The sequence below is a fragment of the Streptomyces sp. DvalAA-43 genome (genome assembly GCF_900091725.1).
GTDB lineage: Bacteria > Actinomycetota > Actinomycetes > Streptomycetales > Streptomycetaceae > Streptomyces > Streptomyces pulveraceus.
On the sequence record NZ_FMBW01000044.1, the window covers coordinates 1 to 18,016 of the forward strand.

Consider the following 18,016-nt stretch of genomic DNA (forward strand, 5'->3'; position numbering starts at 1 on the left):
CCCCGCCGCGCCGCCGCCCGAAGCGGCCGGACGGCACCGGGGTGGTGGGCCGGGCCCCCAGCCGCGACACATCGCCCACCAGCTCGGGGAACAGCTGCGTGTCCGTGACCCGGATCTCGGTGCCGAACAGCGTCGACAGCGCCGGGCGCGGCCGCCCCGTCTGCAACGACACCACCTCGCGCAGCACACCCGTCAGCTGCTCCGCCATCTCCGCCGCCGAGGCGAACCGCCGCGCCGGATCCGGGTCGGTGGCCCGCACCAGCAGCCGGTAGAACGACTCGTAGGTCCGGAACACCTCGATGTTGTCCGGGTCCGGCAGCGAGTCCACGAAGACGTTGGTGTAGCCCTGGAAGTCGAAGGTGAGCACCGCGAGCGTCCGCGCGACCGTGTACAGGTCGGAGGCGACCGAAGGACCGACCTCCGCGACCTCCGGCGCCTGGTACCCCACCGTGCCGTAGATGGCCGACTCGTCGTCGTCCATCCTGCGGACGGCGCCCATGTCGATCAGCTTCAGCTGGTCCTCGGTCTGGATCGCGTTGTCGACCTTGAAGTCGCAGTACAGCAGGTTGCGGCTGTGCAGATGGCCGAGCGCCTCCAGCGCCTCGATGCCGTACGCGCACGCCTGCTCGACCGGCAGCGGGTCGCGCTTCCCGGCGGCGGTGCGGCGCTCGTTGGCGATGTCCTTGAGCGCCTTGCCCCCGACGTACTCCATGACTATGTAGCCGTCGAGCGAGCCGGTGCGCTGGTCGAGGTGCTCGACGAAGTTGTAGATCCGGACGATGTTGGAGTGCTCGATCTCGGCGAGGAAGCGGCGCTCGGAGATCGCGGCCGCCATGGCGTCCTGGTCACCGGTGTCGAGCAGGCCCTTGAGCACCACCCAGCGGTCGGAGACCGCGCGGTCGACCGCGAGATAGACCCAGCCGAGCCCGCCGTGCGCCAGACATCCGGCGACCTCGTACTGGCCGTGCACGATGTCGCCCGCGTGGAGCTTGGGCACGAACGAGTAGGGGTGGCCGCACTTGGTGCAGAACCCCTCCGTGCGGCCCAGCCGTTCACCGCGGGAGCGGCCGACCGGGGCCCCGCAGTCGGAACGCGAACAGAATCGCTTCCGCTCCGGCACCTCCGGGTTCTCCATCACCGCCGAGCGCGGGTCGGGACGCGGCACGTCCGGCACCTGCACCAGGCCCACGCCCAGCCTGCCCCGGGCGGAGGCGCCCGAGGACGAACCGGAGGAACGCACCGAGACCGAGGGGGAGGTGGAGGTGCCGGACAGCGAACGCGAGAGCCGCCCCGACACCGAACGCCGGGAGGTCGACGAGCGCGACGAGCGGGACGAACGCGAGGAGGCCCGGGACGAGGAACCCGAACCGCTCGTGCTGCCCCGGCTGTTCGCGCCGCCGCCCGCGATCCCGGTGGGCGGCGAGCTCACCAAGCCGTTCGGCGACACGACCGGGGCCAGACCGCAGGTGTCGCAGTAGAGCTCACCGCCGCCCATGTCCTCGTAACTGCCCTCGCACGCGGGGCGCTGGCACTGCGTACTCATGGTCGGTCCCCCTGGTCGCCCCGCCGCCGCAGCGGCCCTTCCACCTTGCGTACCCCTGTGATCATCGCCGGTCCTCCGGCCCCGGTGTCCGGAGCTGGGAGAGCAGTTCGGCCGCCGCCTCCTGGTAGCGCAGCACCGCCTGTCCGGCGACCCGCAGATCGCACGGCGCACTCCACAGCATCCGGCGCGCCGCGTCGTACCGCTCGATCAGCAGCGGGTCCTCGGCCAGACCGTGCCGGGCGACCTTCGCCTTGTACGCGTCGAGCCTGCCGCGCAGCTCCGCCCGCACCGCCAGCGGGGCCGTGACCGCGGTCAACGACTCGCGGGCCCGCAGCAGTTCCTCCTCGGCCTCCCGCTCCAGCGTCTCCAGGAGCGGGGACAGCCGGTGCCACTGGGCATGCCTGCGGTACTCCGAGGCGGCGGCCAGCCGCTCCTGGAGCACGGTCGCCGGGCCGCTGACCGCGGGCACCTCGGAGGCCGCGATCTTCGCCAGCACCTCGCCGCGCGCCGACCGGGCCTCGGTCAGGGTGCGGTCCGCCCGGGAGAGCACGTCGCGCAGCTGGACCAGACGCTGCTCGGCGTCCTGCCGGACGGCGAGCACCGCCTCGATCTCGCGGCGCACCTCTTCCAGGGCGCGGGCCGCCCGGTCGTAGCGCGCCGTGTCGGGGCGGCCGCCGCCGGGCGCCGAACTGCCCGGTCCCGGCAGCCAGAACGCGAGCGGATCGGAGATCACCTGCACGCGCAGCGTGGCCAGTTCGTGGGTGATCGCCTCCAGGTCGTCGCCGGACGGGTGCTCACCGGGCCGCACCCCCACGGAGCGCGCCAGCGAGCGGGTGCGTTGCAGCTCGGCGGCGAGCAGGTCTATCCGGGCGGGCAGCGCGGACCATACGGAGTCGGAGGCGACGACCATGTCCAGCGAGCGGGCGTACAGCTCGTTCATCCGGGCGACCAGCTCCTCCAGCGTGAACCGCTCGGAGAGCTTGGCGGGACCGGTGATCGACGGATCGGGGCGGGCCGCGGCGTGCGCCACGGTGACCCCCTGGCCGCGCAGCAGCTCGGTGAGGGCCACCAGATCGTCCCGGTTGGGATAGCGGCGGCGGGCCCGCACCGTACGGGCCTGGGCGAGCGCCCCCGTATAGGCGTCGAAATACCCCCACAGCAGGGTGATCGACTGGTCGGTCGATGCCCAGCGCTCCCTGGTGAGGCCGGTCAGCCCGGCGCCCTCCAGGAGTCGGCGGCCGGCGTGGTCCTGGAGGGCGAGGAGCGAGGTCTCGATCGCCTCGTGCTCCGCGCCGAGCCGGGCCAGCGCACGGTCCGCCTCGTCCCGGTCCATGACCGGGACGGGGGGCCCGGCCGCCTGGCCGGGGAAGGGGCCCGCGACGCCCATCGATCACCTCTCCGCTCTTCCTGCCGGGACGGGCCCCGGCAGGATCAGTACCACTGTCTCTCTCCGGCCGGGTCCGCTCCGTCGCGCCCCTGGCCGGCCCGGCTTGTCAGTCGCTCCGGTACTTGGGGGCCGGCGGTGCCTTGATCCCCGGCAGACCGGCCTCCAGCCAGTGCTTGTACGACTGCATCCAGCGGCTGTTCGCGCCACCGCTGCGGTAGTCGGCCAGCACCTGGTTGACCCGGGCCACCAGGTCGTCGGCACCGAGCTTCGCCGCCACGCCGTAGTACTCGGTGGTGAACGGCTTGTCGCCCTTGAGCTCGACCGCCGGGTCCTGGGCCGCCTGACCGGCCGCCAGCGCGTTGTCCGTGACCACCGCGTCGACCTCGTCCAGCTGGAGCCGCACCAGGCAGTCCAGCTGGTTGGGGACGGTGAGCTGGTCCTCGTCCGCCTCGGTGCCGTCGTGCGGGTCCTTGAAGACCGCGCCGTACGACCGCTTCTCCAGCGCCTCGTAGGCGGTGGAGCCCTCGGCGGTGCAGACCCGCTTGCCGGCCAGGGACCTGTCGTACCCGGTGATCGTCGAGTCCTTCGGCGCGAGGACCTGCTGCCCGGCCTGGAAGTAGGCGGTGGAGAACGAGACCTGCTTCAGCCGGGCGCAGTTGATGGTCATCGTCCGGACGACGACGTCGACCTTGTCGTTCTCCAGGGCGGCGATCCGCTGGTTGGTGGGGATGGCCCGGAAGATCACCGCGTCGCGGTCGCCCAGGATGTTCTCGGCGATGGCCCGCACCAGATCGATGTCGAACCCTTCGAGCCCGTCCTTGCCCCGGCCGGCCGCCGGATTGCGGTATCCCCAGCTGAAGCTGTTCTGGTCGACGCCCGCGATCAGCTTTCCGCGCCGCTTGATCTTCTCGATGTTCGGCCCGCTGCCGGACGACGGCGGGAGACTCGCCTCCGGGTCCGTGCAGCCGTCGGCCCTGGTCTGCACCGCCTGGGCCGCACCAGGCCTTGAGGCGCCCTGGCCGAGGACCTCGGTGCCGTTGTGGGAGAGCGGCAGCAGGGCGACCGCCGCCGTCACCGCACAGGCCACGGCCATGCCCGTCACCCCGCCCCAGCCGCGCAGCCCGCGGCGAATGGACCCGGGGCCCGCACCGGCCCTCGCGCCCATGCGCTTCCTGATCATCGCTCCTCCTCTCACCGGTACTCCGAGAGCCTGCGGTTGACTCCTACGATCGCGGCCACGGCGCCCAGCGCGGCCAGCGCGGCGGCCCCGATCGGCAGCCCGCCCAGCGCCCCGCGCCCGTCCTTCGCGGCCCGGGTGAACTCGTCCTGCTCATGGGCGAGCGCCCGCTCCAGCGCGTCGTCCACCCGCTCGAAGGACTCACCCGTCGAGTCCTCCGGCCCGATGATCTGCGCCCGCGCACCCTCGTAGTCGCCGCCGTCGTCGGCCGTGCGTGCGGTCCGGTGGCGGCCCTGCCACTCGGAGACGGCGTCGACGGCCTTCGCCACCGGGTCGCTCCCGGGGGTGTCGTCGGCCAGCCGCCCGGCCTTCTTCAGCTCTTCGCCGAGGGCCTTCATGTCCGCGTTGTAGTCGGTCTCGTACTTGTCGTTCCTGCCGTCCGCGGTGAGCACGGCGCCGCGGGCGACCAGGGTGAGGTTCTCATTGGCGCGCGCCTTCAGCGAGTCGATCCGCGCGTGGTTGAGGACATCGAGGGACTGCTGCCCGTTCACATCGGCACCATGCAGCTCGGACCGGGCCACCGTGTGTCCCACGGCCAGCCACAGCAGCACCACGGTGGAGGCCGCGGTCGCTACGAGCAGCCCGTGGTTGAACACCCGGTTCGTCCTGCGGTAGTTGCGCCGCTGCGCCCAGAACAGCGCGGCCAGCGCCACGACTCCGAGCGCGAGCGAGAAGAACGGCCGGGCCCGCGCCGCGTCACTGTCCTCGCCGAGCCGGCCGGTCTCCGCCGCGTACAGCCGCTCGGCGGCCGGCAGCAGCACCTTGCTCATCCGCTGGTTGGCGTACCGGATGTAGGCGCCGCCCAGCGGCAGGCCCTGCCGGTTGTTGGCGCGGGCCCGCTCGATCAGGCCGGTGTACCGGGGGAGTTCCTCGTTGAGCGTGGTGATCTCGTGGCCGGACTCCGTCGACGCGTCCGTGTTGGCGGCGGCCTTCACCAGGAGGCGGGACGCCTCCCGGATGTCCTTCTCGTACCGGTCGTGGATGTCACGCGGCTCCTGCGCCCCGGCCAGGAAGCCGCTCGCCGCCGCGGTGTCGGCGTCCGCCAGCGAGCGGTAGACGGCCGCCGCGTCGGCGCTCAGCGGCTGGCTGCGGCCCACCACGTCGTCGGCGGCGGACGCCCGGTCGGCGATCTCGAACGCCGTCACGGCCCCGAACGCCACGACGAGCAGGGCCAGTACGGCCCCGATGATCTGGAGGCGGCCCGGCTCGGTGGTGGCCGCGGCCCGCACCTTGTCGGCCGTCACGGACAGCGCGCCGCGCTGCGGCGGAGCGGGTACGGCCGTGGGCACGGGCGGCTGTGCCCGCTCGTGTTCCGGCGCCGTGCGCACATTCGGCGGGTATGTCACTCGACCTCCCCCTCGGTCACTGACGGTGGCCCGGCCCCCGGCCGATCGGGGACTGGTGCCCGGCCATGAAGTATGGCCGCAGGGACCGACATCCACACCGTGAACGTCCGGATCCTGCACCGGCCCGCGGATGCCCTCACACGCATTCGATCAAGGCATGCGCCGCCGATCAAGCCGATCGGCGGACCAGTACCCGGAGCGGGCCGATCTCCCCACTCATGAACACGTCCGGGACAACTGAACGGTTCCCGTGCGCGAGGGGCGTCCCACGGCGCGAAATCGCCGTGGAACGCCCCTCGGACCGGTCCGGCCCCGATCCCGCCGGACAGCCCCGGCGGATCACGGCATGTCAGTTGTACTGCGCGCGCAGCCTCTCATGGACCGCGGCGGGCGCGCCCGTGCGGTCCAGGCCGAGCAGCGCGGCCCCCAGCACCGGCGGCTGGGTCACCACCCGGAGCACCGCCTTCGGGGCACGTGCCGCGAGGCGCCCGGTGAGTTCCGCGTCCAGCTGCGGGTGACGGGCCGCCAGCACACTGCCGCCCAGCACCACCGGCGCCTCCTCGTCCAGCAGGTCCAGCCTGCCCAGCGCGACCGACGCCATCGCGACGACCTCCTCCGCCAGCCGCTCCACCAGAGAGCCCGCCACCGGGTCCCCGGCCGCCGCGGTCGCGAAGAGCACCGGAGCCAGCTCGTGGCGCCGCTCGAACTCGATCCGGCCCAGGTGCAGCGCCTCGATCAGCGCGTACATCGAGCCCAGCCCGAAGTGCGCGGGCAGCGTGCGGGCCAGCTCGGTCGGACCGCCGCGGCCGTCCTCCGCCCGCGCGGCGAACCACATGGCCTCCTCGGCCAGCCCGGCGCCGCCGCCCCAGTCACCGGATATCCGGCCTATGGCGGGGAACCGCGCGGTCCGCCCGTCCGGCACCATGCCGACACAGTTGATCCCCGCACCGCAGACCACGGCCACACCACGCGGCTCGTCCACCCCCGCGCGCAGTATCGCGAAGGTGTCGTTGCGCACCTCGACGGTGTCGCCCCAGCCCCGCGCGCGCAGCGCCGCGGCCAATTGCTCCTCCTCCACCGGGAGGTCGGCGTTGGCGAGACAGGCGGACACGTGCGCGACCGGACCGGCCGCCCCGCCGGCGAGCTCCAGCGCCCGGTCGACGGCCGCGCCCAGGACGTCGACGGCCGTCTCGACACCCACGGCCGGCGGCTGGAAGCCACCGCCGCGGGCCGTCGAGAGCACCGTCCCGTCCGCACCGATCAGTGCCACGTCGGTCTTGCTGTTCCCCGCGTCGATCGCGAGGACCGAAGCGTTCACGCCCACGCCAGGTGCTCCCGGTTGTGCGCGATCAGCTTGTCGGTGAGCGCCTCGGCGTACTCGAACTGGCCGATCAGCGGGTGCGCGAGCAGCGCCTTGAACACCCGGTCGCGCCCCCCGCGGAGCGCGGCCTCCAGGGCGAGGTCCTCGTACGCCGTCACGTTGGCGATCAGACCGGCGTACAGCGGGTCCAGCGCGGGAACGGCGAGCGGCGTCGCACCCGTGCCGTCGACCCGGGCCTGCACCTCGATCACCGCGTCGTCCGGCAGGAACGGCAGCGTGCCCTTGTTGTACGTGTTGACCACCTGCACCGCGGAGCCGCCCGAGCCGAGCAGCGAGGACGCCAGGTCCACGGCCGCCTCCGAGTAGAAGGCGCCGCCGCGCTTGGCGAGCAGCGCGGGCTTCTCGTCCAGCGCCGGATCGCCGTACATGGCGAGGAGTTCCCGCTCCATCGCGGCGACCTCGGACGCCCGGGACGGCTTGGTGCCGAGCTCCCGCACGACCGCGTCGTGCGCGTAGAAGTAACGCAGGTAGTACGAGGGGACGACGCCGAGGCGGTCGGTGATGGCCCGGGGCATGCGCAGGTCGTCCGCGATCGCGTCGCCGTGCTCGGCGAGCAGCTTCGGCAGGACGTTCTCGCCGTCCGGGCCGCCGAGACGTACCCCGAGTTCCCAGGTCAGGTGGTTGAGCCCGACGTGGTCGAGGTGGACCTCGGCCGGGGTGACGTCGAGCAGCCGGGCGAACTTCCGCTGGAAGCCGATCGCCACGTTGCACAGGCCGACGGCCTTGTGGCCGGCCTGGAGCAGTGCCCGGGTGACGATGCCCACCGGGTTGGTGAAGTCGATGATCCAGGCGTCCGGGTTGGTCCGGCGGACCCGCTCGGCGATGTCCAGGACGACCGGCACGGTGCGCATCGCCTTGGCGAGGCCGCCGGCGCCGGTGGTCTCCTGGCCGATGCAGCCGCACTCCAGCGGCCAGGTCTCGTCCTGGTTGCGGGCGGCCTGGCCGCCGACGCGCAGCTGCAGCAGGACGGCGTCGGCGTCGGCGACGCCCGCGTCGAGGTCCGAGGTGGTGACGATCCGCCCCGGGTGGCCCTGCTTGGCGAAGATCCGCCGGGCGAGGCCGCCGACGAGCTCCAGGCGGTCGGCCGCCGGGTCGACGAGCACCAGCTCCTCGATGGGCAGCGTGTCCCGCAGCCGGGCGAAGCCGTCGATCAGTTCAGGTGTGTAGGTGGACCCGCCACCAACTACTGCCAGCTTCATAGGTCAGCCCTTTACTCCGGTCAGTGTGACGCCCTCGACGAACGCCTTCTGGGCGAAGAAGAAGACGAGGATCACGGGGGCCATGACCAGTACGGTCGCGGCCATGGTCAGGTTCCAGTCGGTGTGGTGTGCGCTCTTGAAGGACTCCAGGCCGTAGCTGAGCGTCCAGGCGGCCGGGTTCTCCGAGGCGTAGATCTGCGGGCCGAAGTAGTCGTTCCAGGCGTAGAAGAACTGGAAGAGGGCCACGGCGGCGATGCCCGGCTTGGCCATCGGCACGACGACCTTGAGCAGGGTGCGCAGCTCGCCGCAGCCGTCGACCTTCGCCGCGTCGAGGTACTCGTTCGGGATGGTCAGCAGGAACTGCCGCAGCAGGAAGATGGAGAACGCGTCGCCGAAGGCCATCGGGATGATCAGCGGCCAGAGCGTGCCGGACAGGTCCAGCTGCTTCGCCCAGAACAGGTACATCGGGATGACGACGACCTGCGGCGGCAGCATCATCATCGAGATAACCAGCATCAGCGACAGATGCCGGCCGCGGAAGCGGAACTTGGCGAGCGCGTACGCCACGGGCAGCGAGGAGACGACCGTGAGGACGGTGCCGAGCCCCGCGTACAGCAGGGTGTTCTTCCACCAGGTCAGAAAGCCGTCGGTGTCGAAGACCCGCTGGTAGTTGCTCCACTCGAAGGGGTGCGGCCACAGATCGCGGGTCAGCGCCTGCTGGCCGTTCATCAGCGAGGTGAGCACCAGGAAGACGAACGGCAGCACGAAGAAGAGCGCGGCGGCGACCCCGAGTGAGTGCACGGCGATCCAGTTCAGCAGCGACTTGCGGCGCGCCGTGCGTTCGGCCGGGGTGACCGCGCCGGTCGCGGGGTCGGCTTCCTTGACGGCGTCGAGTACCTGCGCCACGTCACTCACCTGCCTGGATCAGTCCGCTGCGGCGTCGCATCAGCAGTGTGGTGAACGCCATGGCGAGTACGAAGAGAACGAGCGCGACCACGCAGGCGGAGCCGTAGTCGAAGCGCTGGAAGCCGAGGTTGTAGACGACCTGCGGAAGCGTCAGTGTCGACTTGTCGGGATAGCCCGGTTCGAACTGCTGCCCGGAGCCGCCCATCACACCCGAGGCGACCTTCCCGGCCACGAATGGCTGGGTGTAGTACTGCATCGTCTGGATGATCCCGGTGACCACCGCGAACATGATGATCGGCGAGATGTTCGGCAGGGTGACGAAGCGGAACCGCTGGAACGCGGTCGCCCCGTCCAGTTCCGCCGCCTCGTACTGTTCCTTCGGCACGTCCAGCAGGGCGGCCATGAAGATCACCATCAGGTCGCCCACCCCCCACACCGCGAGCGCGGTCAGGGCCGGCTTGGACCAGGCGGCGTCGGTGAACCAGCCGGGCGTGGGGAGCCCCAGCTCGCCGAGGATCGAATTGACCGGCCCGGTCCCGGGGTTGAGCAGGAAGACGAAGCCGAGCGTCGCCGCGACCGGCGGGGCCAGGTACGGCAGGTAGAACAGGGTGCGGAAGACCCCGGCGCCCGTCTTGATGCGGGTGATCAGCAGCCCGACACCGAGGCCGAACACCACCCGGCAGGTGACCATGACCACGACCAGCCAGAGCGTGTTGCGCAGCGCCGGCCAGAACAGCGGGTAGTCGTTGAAGACGAACGCCCAGTTCTTCAGCCCGCTGAACTCGGGAGCCGTGAAACCGTCGTACGAGGTGAAGGAGAAGTAGACGGTGGAGATCAGCGGGTAGGCGAAGAAGACGCAGAACCCGATCAGCCACGGTGACATGAAGGCCGCTGTCCGCAGCGCCGACCGGCGGCGCTTCGCACGGAGTGTGTAGGTGGTCATCGCGGTTCTACTTCGCCTGTGCGATCGCCGCGTCGATTTCCTTGGCGGTGTTCTCCAGGCCCGCCTTGACGTCCTTCTGCTTGCCCTTCTCGATGTCGAATCCGAGGTTCTGCAGGGAGGTCAGGTAGGCGCCGCCGTTCACCGAGGGCGGGGTGGTGGTGCTCTTCGGGTTCGCGGCGATGTCCAGGAAGGTCTTGAACCGCGGGTCGTACTTCAGCTTCGGCGACTTCAGCGCCGCCAGGGTGGACGGCACGTTGTGGATGGCGTTGGCGAAGTTCACCACGGCGTCGGTGTCGGTCGTCATGAACTTCACCAGCTCCCAGGCCGCGTTCTGCTTCTTCGAGGTGGCGGCGATACCGGCGATGGTGCCGGTCAGATAGCCCTTGCCCCAGGTGTCGGCCTCGTCGTCGGCGACGGGCATCGGGGCGACGCCGATCTCGAACTTCGGCTTGGTCGCCTCGGCCATCCCGAGCCGCCACTCGCCGTCCAGCTGCATCGCCACCTGGCCGGTGTGGAACGGGTGCTTGGCACCCCACTCGTCACCGAAGGACGTGCGGTACTTCTCCAGCTTCTCGTAGCCGCCCAGGTCGTCGACCAGCTTCTTCTGGGTCGTGAGCATGGCGGCGAACGAGGGGTCCTTGGCGATGTTCGACTTGCCGTCCGCGTCGAAGTACTTCGGGTCCCAGGCGCCGAGGTAGTGCTCGGTCGTCGTCTCGTAGCCGTGGTAGTTCGGCATGAAACCGAGCCGCTCGTACGAGTCGCCCTTGGTCTTCGTCAGCTTCTTGGCGTCCTCGGCCAGCTCCGACCAGGTCCTCGGCGGCCTCGTGATCCCGGCCTTCTCGAAGGCGTCCTTGTTGTAGTAGAGGCCGTACGCGTCACCGAGCAGCGGCACGGTGCAGCGCACCCCGTTGAACTGGGTGTACTCGTTCATCGCCTTCGGGAAGGTCTTGTCCGGGTCGATCCCGTCCTTCTTCAGGAAGGGGTTGAGGTCGGTGAACGCCTTCGACGAACAGAACTTGCCGACGTTGTTCGTGGTGAACGACGAGACGACGTCCGGGGCGTTCGAACCGCCCGCCCGCAGCGCCTGGTTGACCTTGTCGTCGGTCATGTCGCCGACGACCTTCACATGGATGTTGGGGTGCGCCTTCTGGAAGGCGTCCACCGACGCCTGGATGCCCGCGACCTCGGTCGGGGAGTTCCAGCCGTGCCAGAACGTGATGGTCGTCTCCTTGGACGGGTCATCACTGGAACCGGAGTCGCTCTGGCCGGTACAGGCCGAGGCGAGCAGAGATAGGGCGGCGGTCGCGGCGAACGCGGCGGCCGTCTTCCGGCGGTTTCCGGACATGGCGGTCTCCCGGTGAAGGATGGGGGCGGGGGTACGGAGGGAAGAGGGCGGGCCGAGAAGGGTCAGCGGGACGTGTCGAAGACCTCGTCACGGGTGGTGGCGAGGGCGCTCTCCAACGCGCCGCGCAGTACGGGGCGGTGCTTCACTTCCCCGGCGATCAGCCGGGGCCGGGAGGCCGCCAGTTCGGTGAGCTCGGACGCCACCCGGCAGCGCAGCGGCTCCCCGCCGGCCGCGATCACCTCGCCGGACAGCACGACGACTTCCGGGTCGAGCACGGCGATCATGGAGGCGAGACCGGTCGCGAGGCCGGTGGCGAAGAGATCGAGGAGCCGGGGGTACGGGCCGTCCTCGCCCGCCTGGGCGGCCTCGGCGGCGCGGGCGAGCAGCCGGGCGGCGACCTCGTGGTGGGTACCGGGGGAACGGATCAGCTCGTCGTCGATGCCGAGCTTCCGGCCCAGCCGGGACAGCACCTGCGCACCCGCCAGCTCCTGGAAGCCGCCCGCGTTCACCTTGGTGACCTGACGGACCAGCGGGGCGCCCGGCACCGGCAGGAAACCGACCTCGCCCGCGCCACCGGTGAAGCCGCGGTGCAGCCGTCCGTTGATGACGAGGGCGGCACCGAGCCCCTCCTCGTTCCACAGCAGGACGAAGTCCTCGTGCCCGCGCGCCGCGCCCGCCCGCTGCTCGGCCACCGCGACCAGGTTCACGTCGTTCTCGTACTCCACCGGCATCGGCAGGAAGGCGGCCAGCTCCTCCAGCAGCGTGGGGGAGTGCCAGCCCGGCAGGTGCGAGGCGTACCGCAGCCGTCCGGTGCCGGGGTCGAAGGCGCCCGGGGTGCCGATGACGACCCGGTGCACATCGGAACGGGTGAGCCCGGCGTCCTTCACCGCCCCGTCCAGCGCCTCCGCCACCTGCCGCACCACGCTGTCGGCACGCCGTCCGGGGGTGCGCAGCTCGAAGTGCCCGACCGTCTCCCCGGTCACATCGGCGACGGCGGCGACGATCCGGCGGGCGTTCACATCGAGTCCCGCGACATGGGCGGCGCGCGCGTTCACCCCGTACAGCTGGGCGTTGGGCCCCGGCCGGCCGGCCACGGTCCCGGTCGCGACGACCAGCCCGGCCGCCTCCAGCCGTGCCAGCAGCTGGGAGGCGGTGGGCTTGGAGAGCCCGGTCAGCTTTCCGATCCTGGTCCGCGAGAGGGGGCCGTGCTCCAGCAGCAGATCGAGGGCGGCCCGGTCGTTCATGGCGCGCAGGACGCGGGGCGTACCCGGTGTGGTTCCGGCCATGAGCGCTGCACCTGCCCTCTGTTAGGAAAGTTTCCTATTCGGTGAGAGGACCGTATGCGCGCGTCACCTGGCCGTCAATGGGCAGCGCCGCGGTGGCAACCAAAGCGTTACCTGGCACACTTCCGGAATATCCGGGTCCATGGTGACGCATGCCCAACCGGTTCACCGGCGAACCGAGTTGGGTCCGCGCCGGCCCGCCGGACGCGCGTACGGCGGGTGCTACTTCGCTATGTTCGGCGGGGTGATCGGGGCGGTGGCCAGGGACTGGGGCGAGGTGGCCGAGGCGTAGGCGGAAGGGGCGGCCATGCCGGCCGCGGGGTCGGCCTTGGAGGGCTCGTCCGCCTGGGCCGGGACACCGCCGACGATGCGGATGCCCGCCTCGTCGAAGGCCTGCTTGATCCGCCAGCGCAGCTCGCGTTCCACGCCCAGCGCCTTGCCCGGCATCGTCTTCGCGCTCAGCCGGACCGTCATCGAGTCCAGCAGCACGGCGTCCAGGCCCAGGACCTCCACCGGGCCCCACAGCCGCTCGTTCCAGGGGTCCTCCTTGGCCATCGCGGCGGCGGCCTCGGCGATCACCGTACGGACCGTTTCGAGGTCCTCCGTGGGGCGCACCGTCACATCGACGCCCGCCGTCGACCAGCCCTGGCTGAGGTTGCCGATCCGCTTCACCTCGCCGTTGCGGACGTACCAGATCTCCCCGTTGTCGCCGCGCAGCTTCGTGACCCGCAGGCCGACCTCGATGACCTCGCCGGAGGCGACGCCCGCGTCCACGGTGTCGCCCACGCCGTACTGGTCCTCCAGGATCATGAAGACGCCGGAGAGGAAGTCGGTGACCAGGTTGCGCGCGCCGAAACCGAGCGCCACCCCGGCCACCCCGGCGGAGGCCAGCAGCGGGGCCAGGTTGATCTGGAACGCGCCCAGGATCATCAGCGCGGCCGTGCCGAGGATCAGGAACGACGCGACCGAGCGGAGGACCGAACCGATCGCCTCCGAGCGCTGGCGGCGGCGTTCCGCGTTGACCAGCAGCCCGCCGAGCGCGGTGCCCTCCACCGCCTGGGCGCTGCGGTTCATCCGTTCTATGAGTTTGGTGAGAGCACGCCGGATCGCTATGCGCAACACGATCGCGATCGCGGCGATGAGGATGATGCGCAGACCGGTGTTCAGCCAGGTGGACCAGTTCTCCTCCACCCAGCCCGCGGCGTCGCCGGCCTGCTTGGCGGCTTCGTCGAACGAGCTGCCGGGCTCGGGTGACGGGGCTGCGGCCAACAGGGCGGACAGGGACACGGCGGGACCTCCAGATGGGCGACGACAGCCCAACCACACTAACGGGGCAGCGGGAGTGCCCCGTTGCTCCGACCGCGAGGAGAGACACGCCTCACGGAGGGGTACCGGGGGCGGGAACCCGTGGAGCGACGGCGTCGTCGGCGGCCGCCTGTGGCCGATCGCACAGCGGTCCCGGCCGCCGCCGCGAAGGCCGGGAGGCGCCCGCCGGGAAGAAAATCCTCCCGGCCCGTTACCCGCACGTGGTGGCGCTTCGACCAGGCAGGAGGAGAGACTGAGAGCGGATCGTCCCGGCGCGAGCCACGCGCCGCCGGCGTACAAGGAGGCATCCGCCGTGCCGCATGTCCTGGTTCTCAACGCGTCGTACGAGCCACTCGGCGTCGTACCGCTCCGCCGCGCGCTCGTCCTCGTCCTCGAAAACAAGGCCATCTGCCTAGAGGAGTCCGGCGCCTTCATGCACAGTGCCACCCGGGCCGTCCCGGCCCCCAGCGTCGTCCGCCTGAAGCGGTTCGTGCGCGTTCCCTACCGGGGACCCGTACCGCTGACCCGCAGGGCGCTGTTCGCCCGGGACGGGGGCCGCTGCATGTACTGCGGCGCCGCCGCGACCAGCGTCGACCACGTGATTCCGCGCAGCCGCGGCGGACAGCACGCCTGGGACAACGTGGTGGCGGCCTGCCGCCGCTGCAACCACGTCAAGGCGGACCGGCACCTGCCGGAGCTCGGCTGGCGGCTGCACCAGCAACCCGCCCCGCCGACGGGCCTGGCCTGGCGGATCATCGGCACGGGACACCGAGACCCGCGCTGGCTGCCGTACTTGCAACCGTTCGGCGCGGACGACGCCATGGCCCGGATCGACGGCATCTCAGCCTGAGAGATCCGGGCCTTCGTCGTCCCGGTGGCGGAAAAGGCCCGGACCGTTACTCCGTCCCGGCGACGGCGTACGCCTCCACCGACCAGAGCGAGTAGCCGAACCCGGTGCCCCGGGCCTCGCCCCGGACCCTCAGGAAGCGGACGTCCTTCGCGTCCATCCGGACCGACTCGCGCCCGCCCCGGCCCTCCCGCACGGTCGCCGCCGTGCGCCAGGCGCGGCCGTCCGAGGAGACCTGGACGCGGTAGCGCGCGGCGTACGCGTCCTGCCAGCGCAGCACCACCTGGCCGATCCGGGCGGTGCGCGGCAGCTCCGCCTGCCACCAGGCGCCGTCCTCGACCGGGGAGGACCAGCGGGTGCCCGGATCGCCGTCGGAGGCGGCCGCCGCCGGGAAGTCCGGGGTCTCGTCGCCGGACGAGGACGCGGTGGCGGTGCGCAGCAGATCGGGGCCCGCGGTGCGCGGGAACGCCCGGACGGTGAGCGTGCTGCGCTCGTCGCCGAAGCTGAACGGCACCTCGTACTCCCCGGCCGGGGTGCCCGCCGGGACCGTGATCTCGACGGGGACGTCGGTACGGGAACCGCGCGCCACCCTCGTCCGCTTCGGGACGTCCACCTCGATGCCCTTGGGCGCCTTCGCGGTGAGCGTGCCCCGCACCTCGGCGGGGCGGCGGGCGGCGAGGCGCGCCTCGACCCGCTGCGGGCCGCCGCCGATCTCGGCGTCCGTCTCGCCGCGGGCGAGATCGAGCCGGGCCGCGGGCTCGTCGCCGAACCAGGGCACCAGCGCGTGCACCCGGGGCGCCGGGACCGGGGCGTGCGGGGCGGCGCTGCCGCCCGGGGCCATCGGCGCCACCGGGCCCGTGACGACCGGGGGCATCGACGGGCCGCCGGTGGGCCAGCTGATCCGGATCGCGTCGGCCCGCAGCCCCTTCGCCGCCGTCTGGGTCCAGCCGGTGCCCGACAACGCGCCCAGGCGGCGCCAGCCCTCGCCCGGCACATGGGCCTCCAGCGCCGCACCGGCCACCGTGCCACCACCGGGCAGGGTCATCGCCGTCACGGTCTCCACCGGGCGGGCCCGGTCCAGCCGGACGGTGTAGCTGCCCGGGGCCTTCGTCACCGAACCGGCGCCGCGGTCCGCGCCCGTCCAGGCGTCCGCCTCCTTGCGCACCCGGTCCAGGAACGGGCCGAGGACCCCCTTGCCGACCGTCGCGCCGTCCGCCTTCGCGGCCCCGCGCACCGGCTCCAGGGCCAGTGACGCCCGCCAGGCGGCGTCGCCGTCCCCGCGCGACTGCGCCTGGAGCAGATCGACGGCCAGCTCGCCCGCCCGGCCGTACCGGGACAACTGCTCGGTCCACGGCCGCACTTCGTCGTCCAGACGCCCGCCCGCCGGGCCCTTCAGCCGCTGCGGGGTCTCCCGCATCACGGTGAACGCCGCCCGCAGCCTGCGCGCCGCGTCGTCCCGCGCGGAGACGTCGTGCGCCGCGCGGGACTTCCAGAACGCCGCCAGCAGCGGCCGCAGATAGCCGGACTCGGCACCGCCCAGCACGGACGCCGTGCTGTTCCCGGCCAGCGCGCGCAGCGCGTCCCGGGTGCGCGCGTCACCACCCGCCAGATCGTCGGTCGCCGCCCGCCAGGACTCCTGCGGCCGGTACCCCTTCGGGTTCCAGGCGAAGTCGGCGGCGGTGAAGAGCGGAACGCGGGACGCGGACGGCTGCTCCATCGCATTGGCGAGCAGCGCCGCGGAACCCGTGGCCACCGCGGGGTCCCGGCCGGTGTACGGGCCGAGGAAGATCCGGTCCCGGGCGTAGTCGTTGACCGGGTAGTTGTCCATCGTGACCAGCGGGTGCCCGAACGCGGCGCGGGCACCGGCCAGCTCCCCGCCGGTGATGGTCCTCGGCACGACCCCGACACCGCTCCAGGCGATCTGGACCCGGTCGTCCAGCTCCCCGGCGAGCGCCGTGCGGTAGTCGGTGGACCCGTCCTGGTAGAACTCCGTCGGCATCACCGACAGCGGCCGGGCGCCCGGATACCGGTCCGCGAGATGCCGCGCCACCGCACCGGCCACCCGCGCCTGAGCGCGGGCCGCCGCCCGCGGGCCGCTGCCGAAGGTGTCGGCGTCGGCGTCGCAGTGCCATTCGCTGTAGCTGACGTCCTGGAACTGCAACTGGAAGGCCCGCACGCCCAGTGCCCACATCGCGTCGAGCTTCTCCGTCAGCGCCTTCACGTCGTCGGCCGAGGACATGCACATGGCCTGGCCGGGGGCGACGGCCCAGCCGAGGGTCACGTGCTCGGCGCGGGCCCGCTCGGCCAGCGCCCGGAAATCGGCGCGCCGTCCGGCCGGATACGGCTCGCGCCAGCGGGCCTGGCGGTAGGGATCGTCGCCCGCCGCGTACAGATACCTGTTCTGCTTGGTGCGCCCCATGAAGCCGATCTGGGCCAGCCGCTCCTGGCGGGTCCACGGCTGCCCGTAGAAACCCTCGGTCATCCCGCGCACGGCGGCGCCCGGCCAGTCCCTGACGGCGACGCCCGCGACGCCCCCGTCCCGGATCAGCTGACGCAGTGTCTGCACGCCGTGGAAGAGGCCGTCCTCGCCGACGCCGTCCACCGCGACGGTGTCCCGGCCCGCGACCCGGCCGACCGCGATCCGGTAGCCCCCCGACGGCAGATCGCCGCGCCCGGGGGCGCGCAGCGCGCGCAGCGCGTCCCGGGCGCCGTCGCCGCCGAGCGTGATGACCGGGCCGCGGCCGGGCAGGGCGCCGTGGACGGTGCGCACGCCCGCGTCCCGCAGGATCCGCCGGAGCGCCTCGACCGTGTACGGATCGGCGTCGGGACCGGCGACGAGGGTGGCGTCGGCGGAGAGCGGTACGGACGCCCCGGCGGCCTCGATGGACTGCGGGCGGGGCCATACGGCGGGCGGCGCGGCCTCGTCCGTGCGGTCGGGGGTGCTGAGGGCGGGAGAGCCGGGGTCCGAAGGGGCCGCGACGGCGGCCGGCGCTCCCGCGGAGAGCAGCCCGCCGAGCACGGCGACCGCGAGGGCCGTTGCCTGCTTTCCGCGCCTGAGCCGCACCGTTCGTCTCCCTCGTCACCGCCGATGGGCTCCGAGCCCACCACCCGGGCGCGAGGGTGTCAATGCACGCGGGTGGTGTGCCGGAAATGCCCGAGGGCGCGGGCGGGGCGGGGGCCGGTGGGCCGGGCGGTGGACGGCAAGGATGACGCCGGATGGCCGAAATCAGCGGACAACTTACGGAGAACGGGCCCAGAGGGAACGGAATGTGACCCTCGGCACGTTCAATTCGT

At 72.2% G+C, this 18,016-nt stretch carries 13 protein-coding genes; 1 reads left to right on the top strand and 12 read right to left on the bottom strand.

What is annotated here, in order from left to right:
* From GA0115234_RS16785 to GA0115234_RS16835, 11 genes are all read right to left on the bottom strand, one after another.
* The coding region (locus GA0115234_RS16785; RefSeq protein ID WP_161275606.1) for a serine/threonine protein kinase at positions 1–1,543 on the bottom strand (1,543 nt) is incomplete at its 3' end.
* Between the two features lie 61 nt (positions 1,544–1,604).
* A complete protein-coding gene (locus tag GA0115234_RS16790) occupies positions 1,605–2,930 on the bottom strand; it encodes a hypothetical protein (RefSeq protein WP_093542453.1) in 1,326 nt (441 codons plus the stop codon).
* Between the two features lie 106 nt (positions 2,931–3,036).
* Complete coding sequence (locus tag GA0115234_RS16795; RefSeq protein ID WP_237541487.1) at positions 3,037–4,110, bottom strand: glutamate ABC transporter substrate-binding protein; 1,074 nt, start codon at positions 4,108–4,110, stop codon at positions 3,037–3,039.
* 11 nt (positions 4,111–4,121) lie between these two features.
* Positions 4,122–5,513 (bottom strand): hypothetical protein, encoded by a 1,392-nt coding sequence (locus tag GA0115234_RS16800; RefSeq protein WP_370804522.1) that lies wholly within the window; start codon positions 5,511–5,513, stop codon positions 4,122–4,124.
* A 349-nt stretch (positions 5,514–5,862) separates the two neighbouring features.
* Positions 5,863–6,837 (bottom strand): N-acetylglucosamine kinase, encoded by a 975-nt coding sequence (locus tag GA0115234_RS16805; protein WP_093542455.1) that lies wholly within the window; start codon positions 6,835–6,837, stop codon positions 5,863–5,865.
* On the bottom strand, positions 6,828–8,093 hold the full coding sequence (locus GA0115234_RS16810; protein WP_093542457.1) for a 6-phospho-beta-glucosidase: 1,266 nt from the start codon (positions 8,091–8,093) through the stop codon (positions 6,828–6,830). Before GA0115234_RS16810 ends, GA0115234_RS16805 begins: the two co-directional genes overlap by 10 nt.
* 3 nt (positions 8,094–8,096) lie before the next feature.
* A complete protein-coding gene (locus GA0115234_RS16815) occupies positions 8,097–8,999 on the bottom strand; it encodes a carbohydrate ABC transporter permease (protein ID WP_093542459.1) in 903 nt (300 codons plus the stop codon).
* A gap of 1 nt (position 9,000) precedes the next feature.
* Positions 9,001–9,942: a carbohydrate ABC transporter permease gene (locus GA0115234_RS16820; RefSeq protein WP_093542460.1), complete on the bottom strand. Its 942-nt coding sequence runs from the start codon at positions 9,940–9,942 to the stop codon at positions 9,001–9,003.
* A gap of 7 nt (positions 9,943–9,949) precedes the next feature.
* Entirely contained in the window at positions 9,950–11,287 is a 1,338-nt protein-coding gene (locus GA0115234_RS16825; protein ID WP_093542462.1) for an ABC transporter substrate-binding protein, read from the bottom strand.
* 62 nt (positions 11,288–11,349) lie between these two features.
* Positions 11,350–12,573: an ROK family transcriptional regulator gene (locus GA0115234_RS16830; RefSeq protein ID WP_093542464.1), complete on the bottom strand. Its 1,224-nt coding sequence runs from the start codon at positions 12,571–12,573 to the stop codon at positions 11,350–11,352.
* A gap of 219 nt (positions 12,574–12,792) precedes the next feature.
* The gene (locus GA0115234_RS16835) at positions 12,793–13,857 is read right to left on the bottom strand and encodes a mechanosensitive ion channel family protein (RefSeq protein ID WP_093542466.1); all 1,065 of its coding nucleotides are present in this window, start codon (positions 13,855–13,857) and stop codon (positions 12,793–12,795) included.
* 331 nt (positions 13,858–14,188) lie between these two features.
* Between GA0115234_RS16835 and GA0115234_RS16840 the strand changes: the two genes are divergently transcribed.
* Positions 14,189–14,725: an HNH endonuclease gene (locus tag GA0115234_RS16840; RefSeq protein ID WP_018552807.1), complete on the top strand. Its 537-nt coding sequence runs from the start codon at positions 14,189–14,191 to the stop codon at positions 14,723–14,725.
* 46 nt (positions 14,726–14,771) lie between these two features.
* Here the strand turns inward: GA0115234_RS16840 and GA0115234_RS16845 are convergent, their stop codons facing one another.
* Positions 14,772–17,786: a beta-N-acetylglucosaminidase domain-containing protein gene (locus tag GA0115234_RS16845; protein ID WP_093542468.1), complete on the bottom strand. Its 3,015-nt coding sequence runs from the start codon at positions 17,784–17,786 to the stop codon at positions 14,772–14,774.
* Positions 17,787–18,016: the final 230 nt, after the last annotated feature.

What these genes read in the sequence shown, in the direction of transcription:
- GA0115234_RS16810 (WP_093542457.1), bottom strand. Translation starts at nt 8,093, where the DNA reads ATGAAGCTGGCAGTAGTTGGTGGCGGGTCCACCTACACACCTGAACTG.
- GA0115234_RS16830 (WP_093542464.1), bottom strand. Translation starts at nt 12,573, where the DNA reads ATGGCCGGAACCACACCGGGTACGCCCCGCGTCCTGCGCGCCATGAAC.
- GA0115234_RS16825 (WP_093542462.1), bottom strand. Translation starts at nt 11,287, where the DNA reads ATGTCCGGAAACCGCCGGAAGACGGCCGCCGCGTTCGCCGCGACCGCC.
- GA0115234_RS16790 (WP_093542453.1), bottom strand. Translation starts at nt 2,930, where the DNA reads ATGGGCGTCGCGGGCCCCTTCCCCGGCCAGGCGGCCGGGCCCCCCGTC.
- GA0115234_RS16795 (WP_237541487.1), bottom strand. Translation starts at nt 4,110, where the DNA reads ATGATCAGGAAGCGCATGGGCGCGAGGGCCGGTGCGGGCCCCGGGTCC.
- GA0115234_RS16820 (WP_093542460.1), bottom strand. Translation starts at nt 9,942, where the DNA reads ATGACCACCTACACACTCCGTGCGAAGCGCCGCCGGTCGGCGCTGCGG.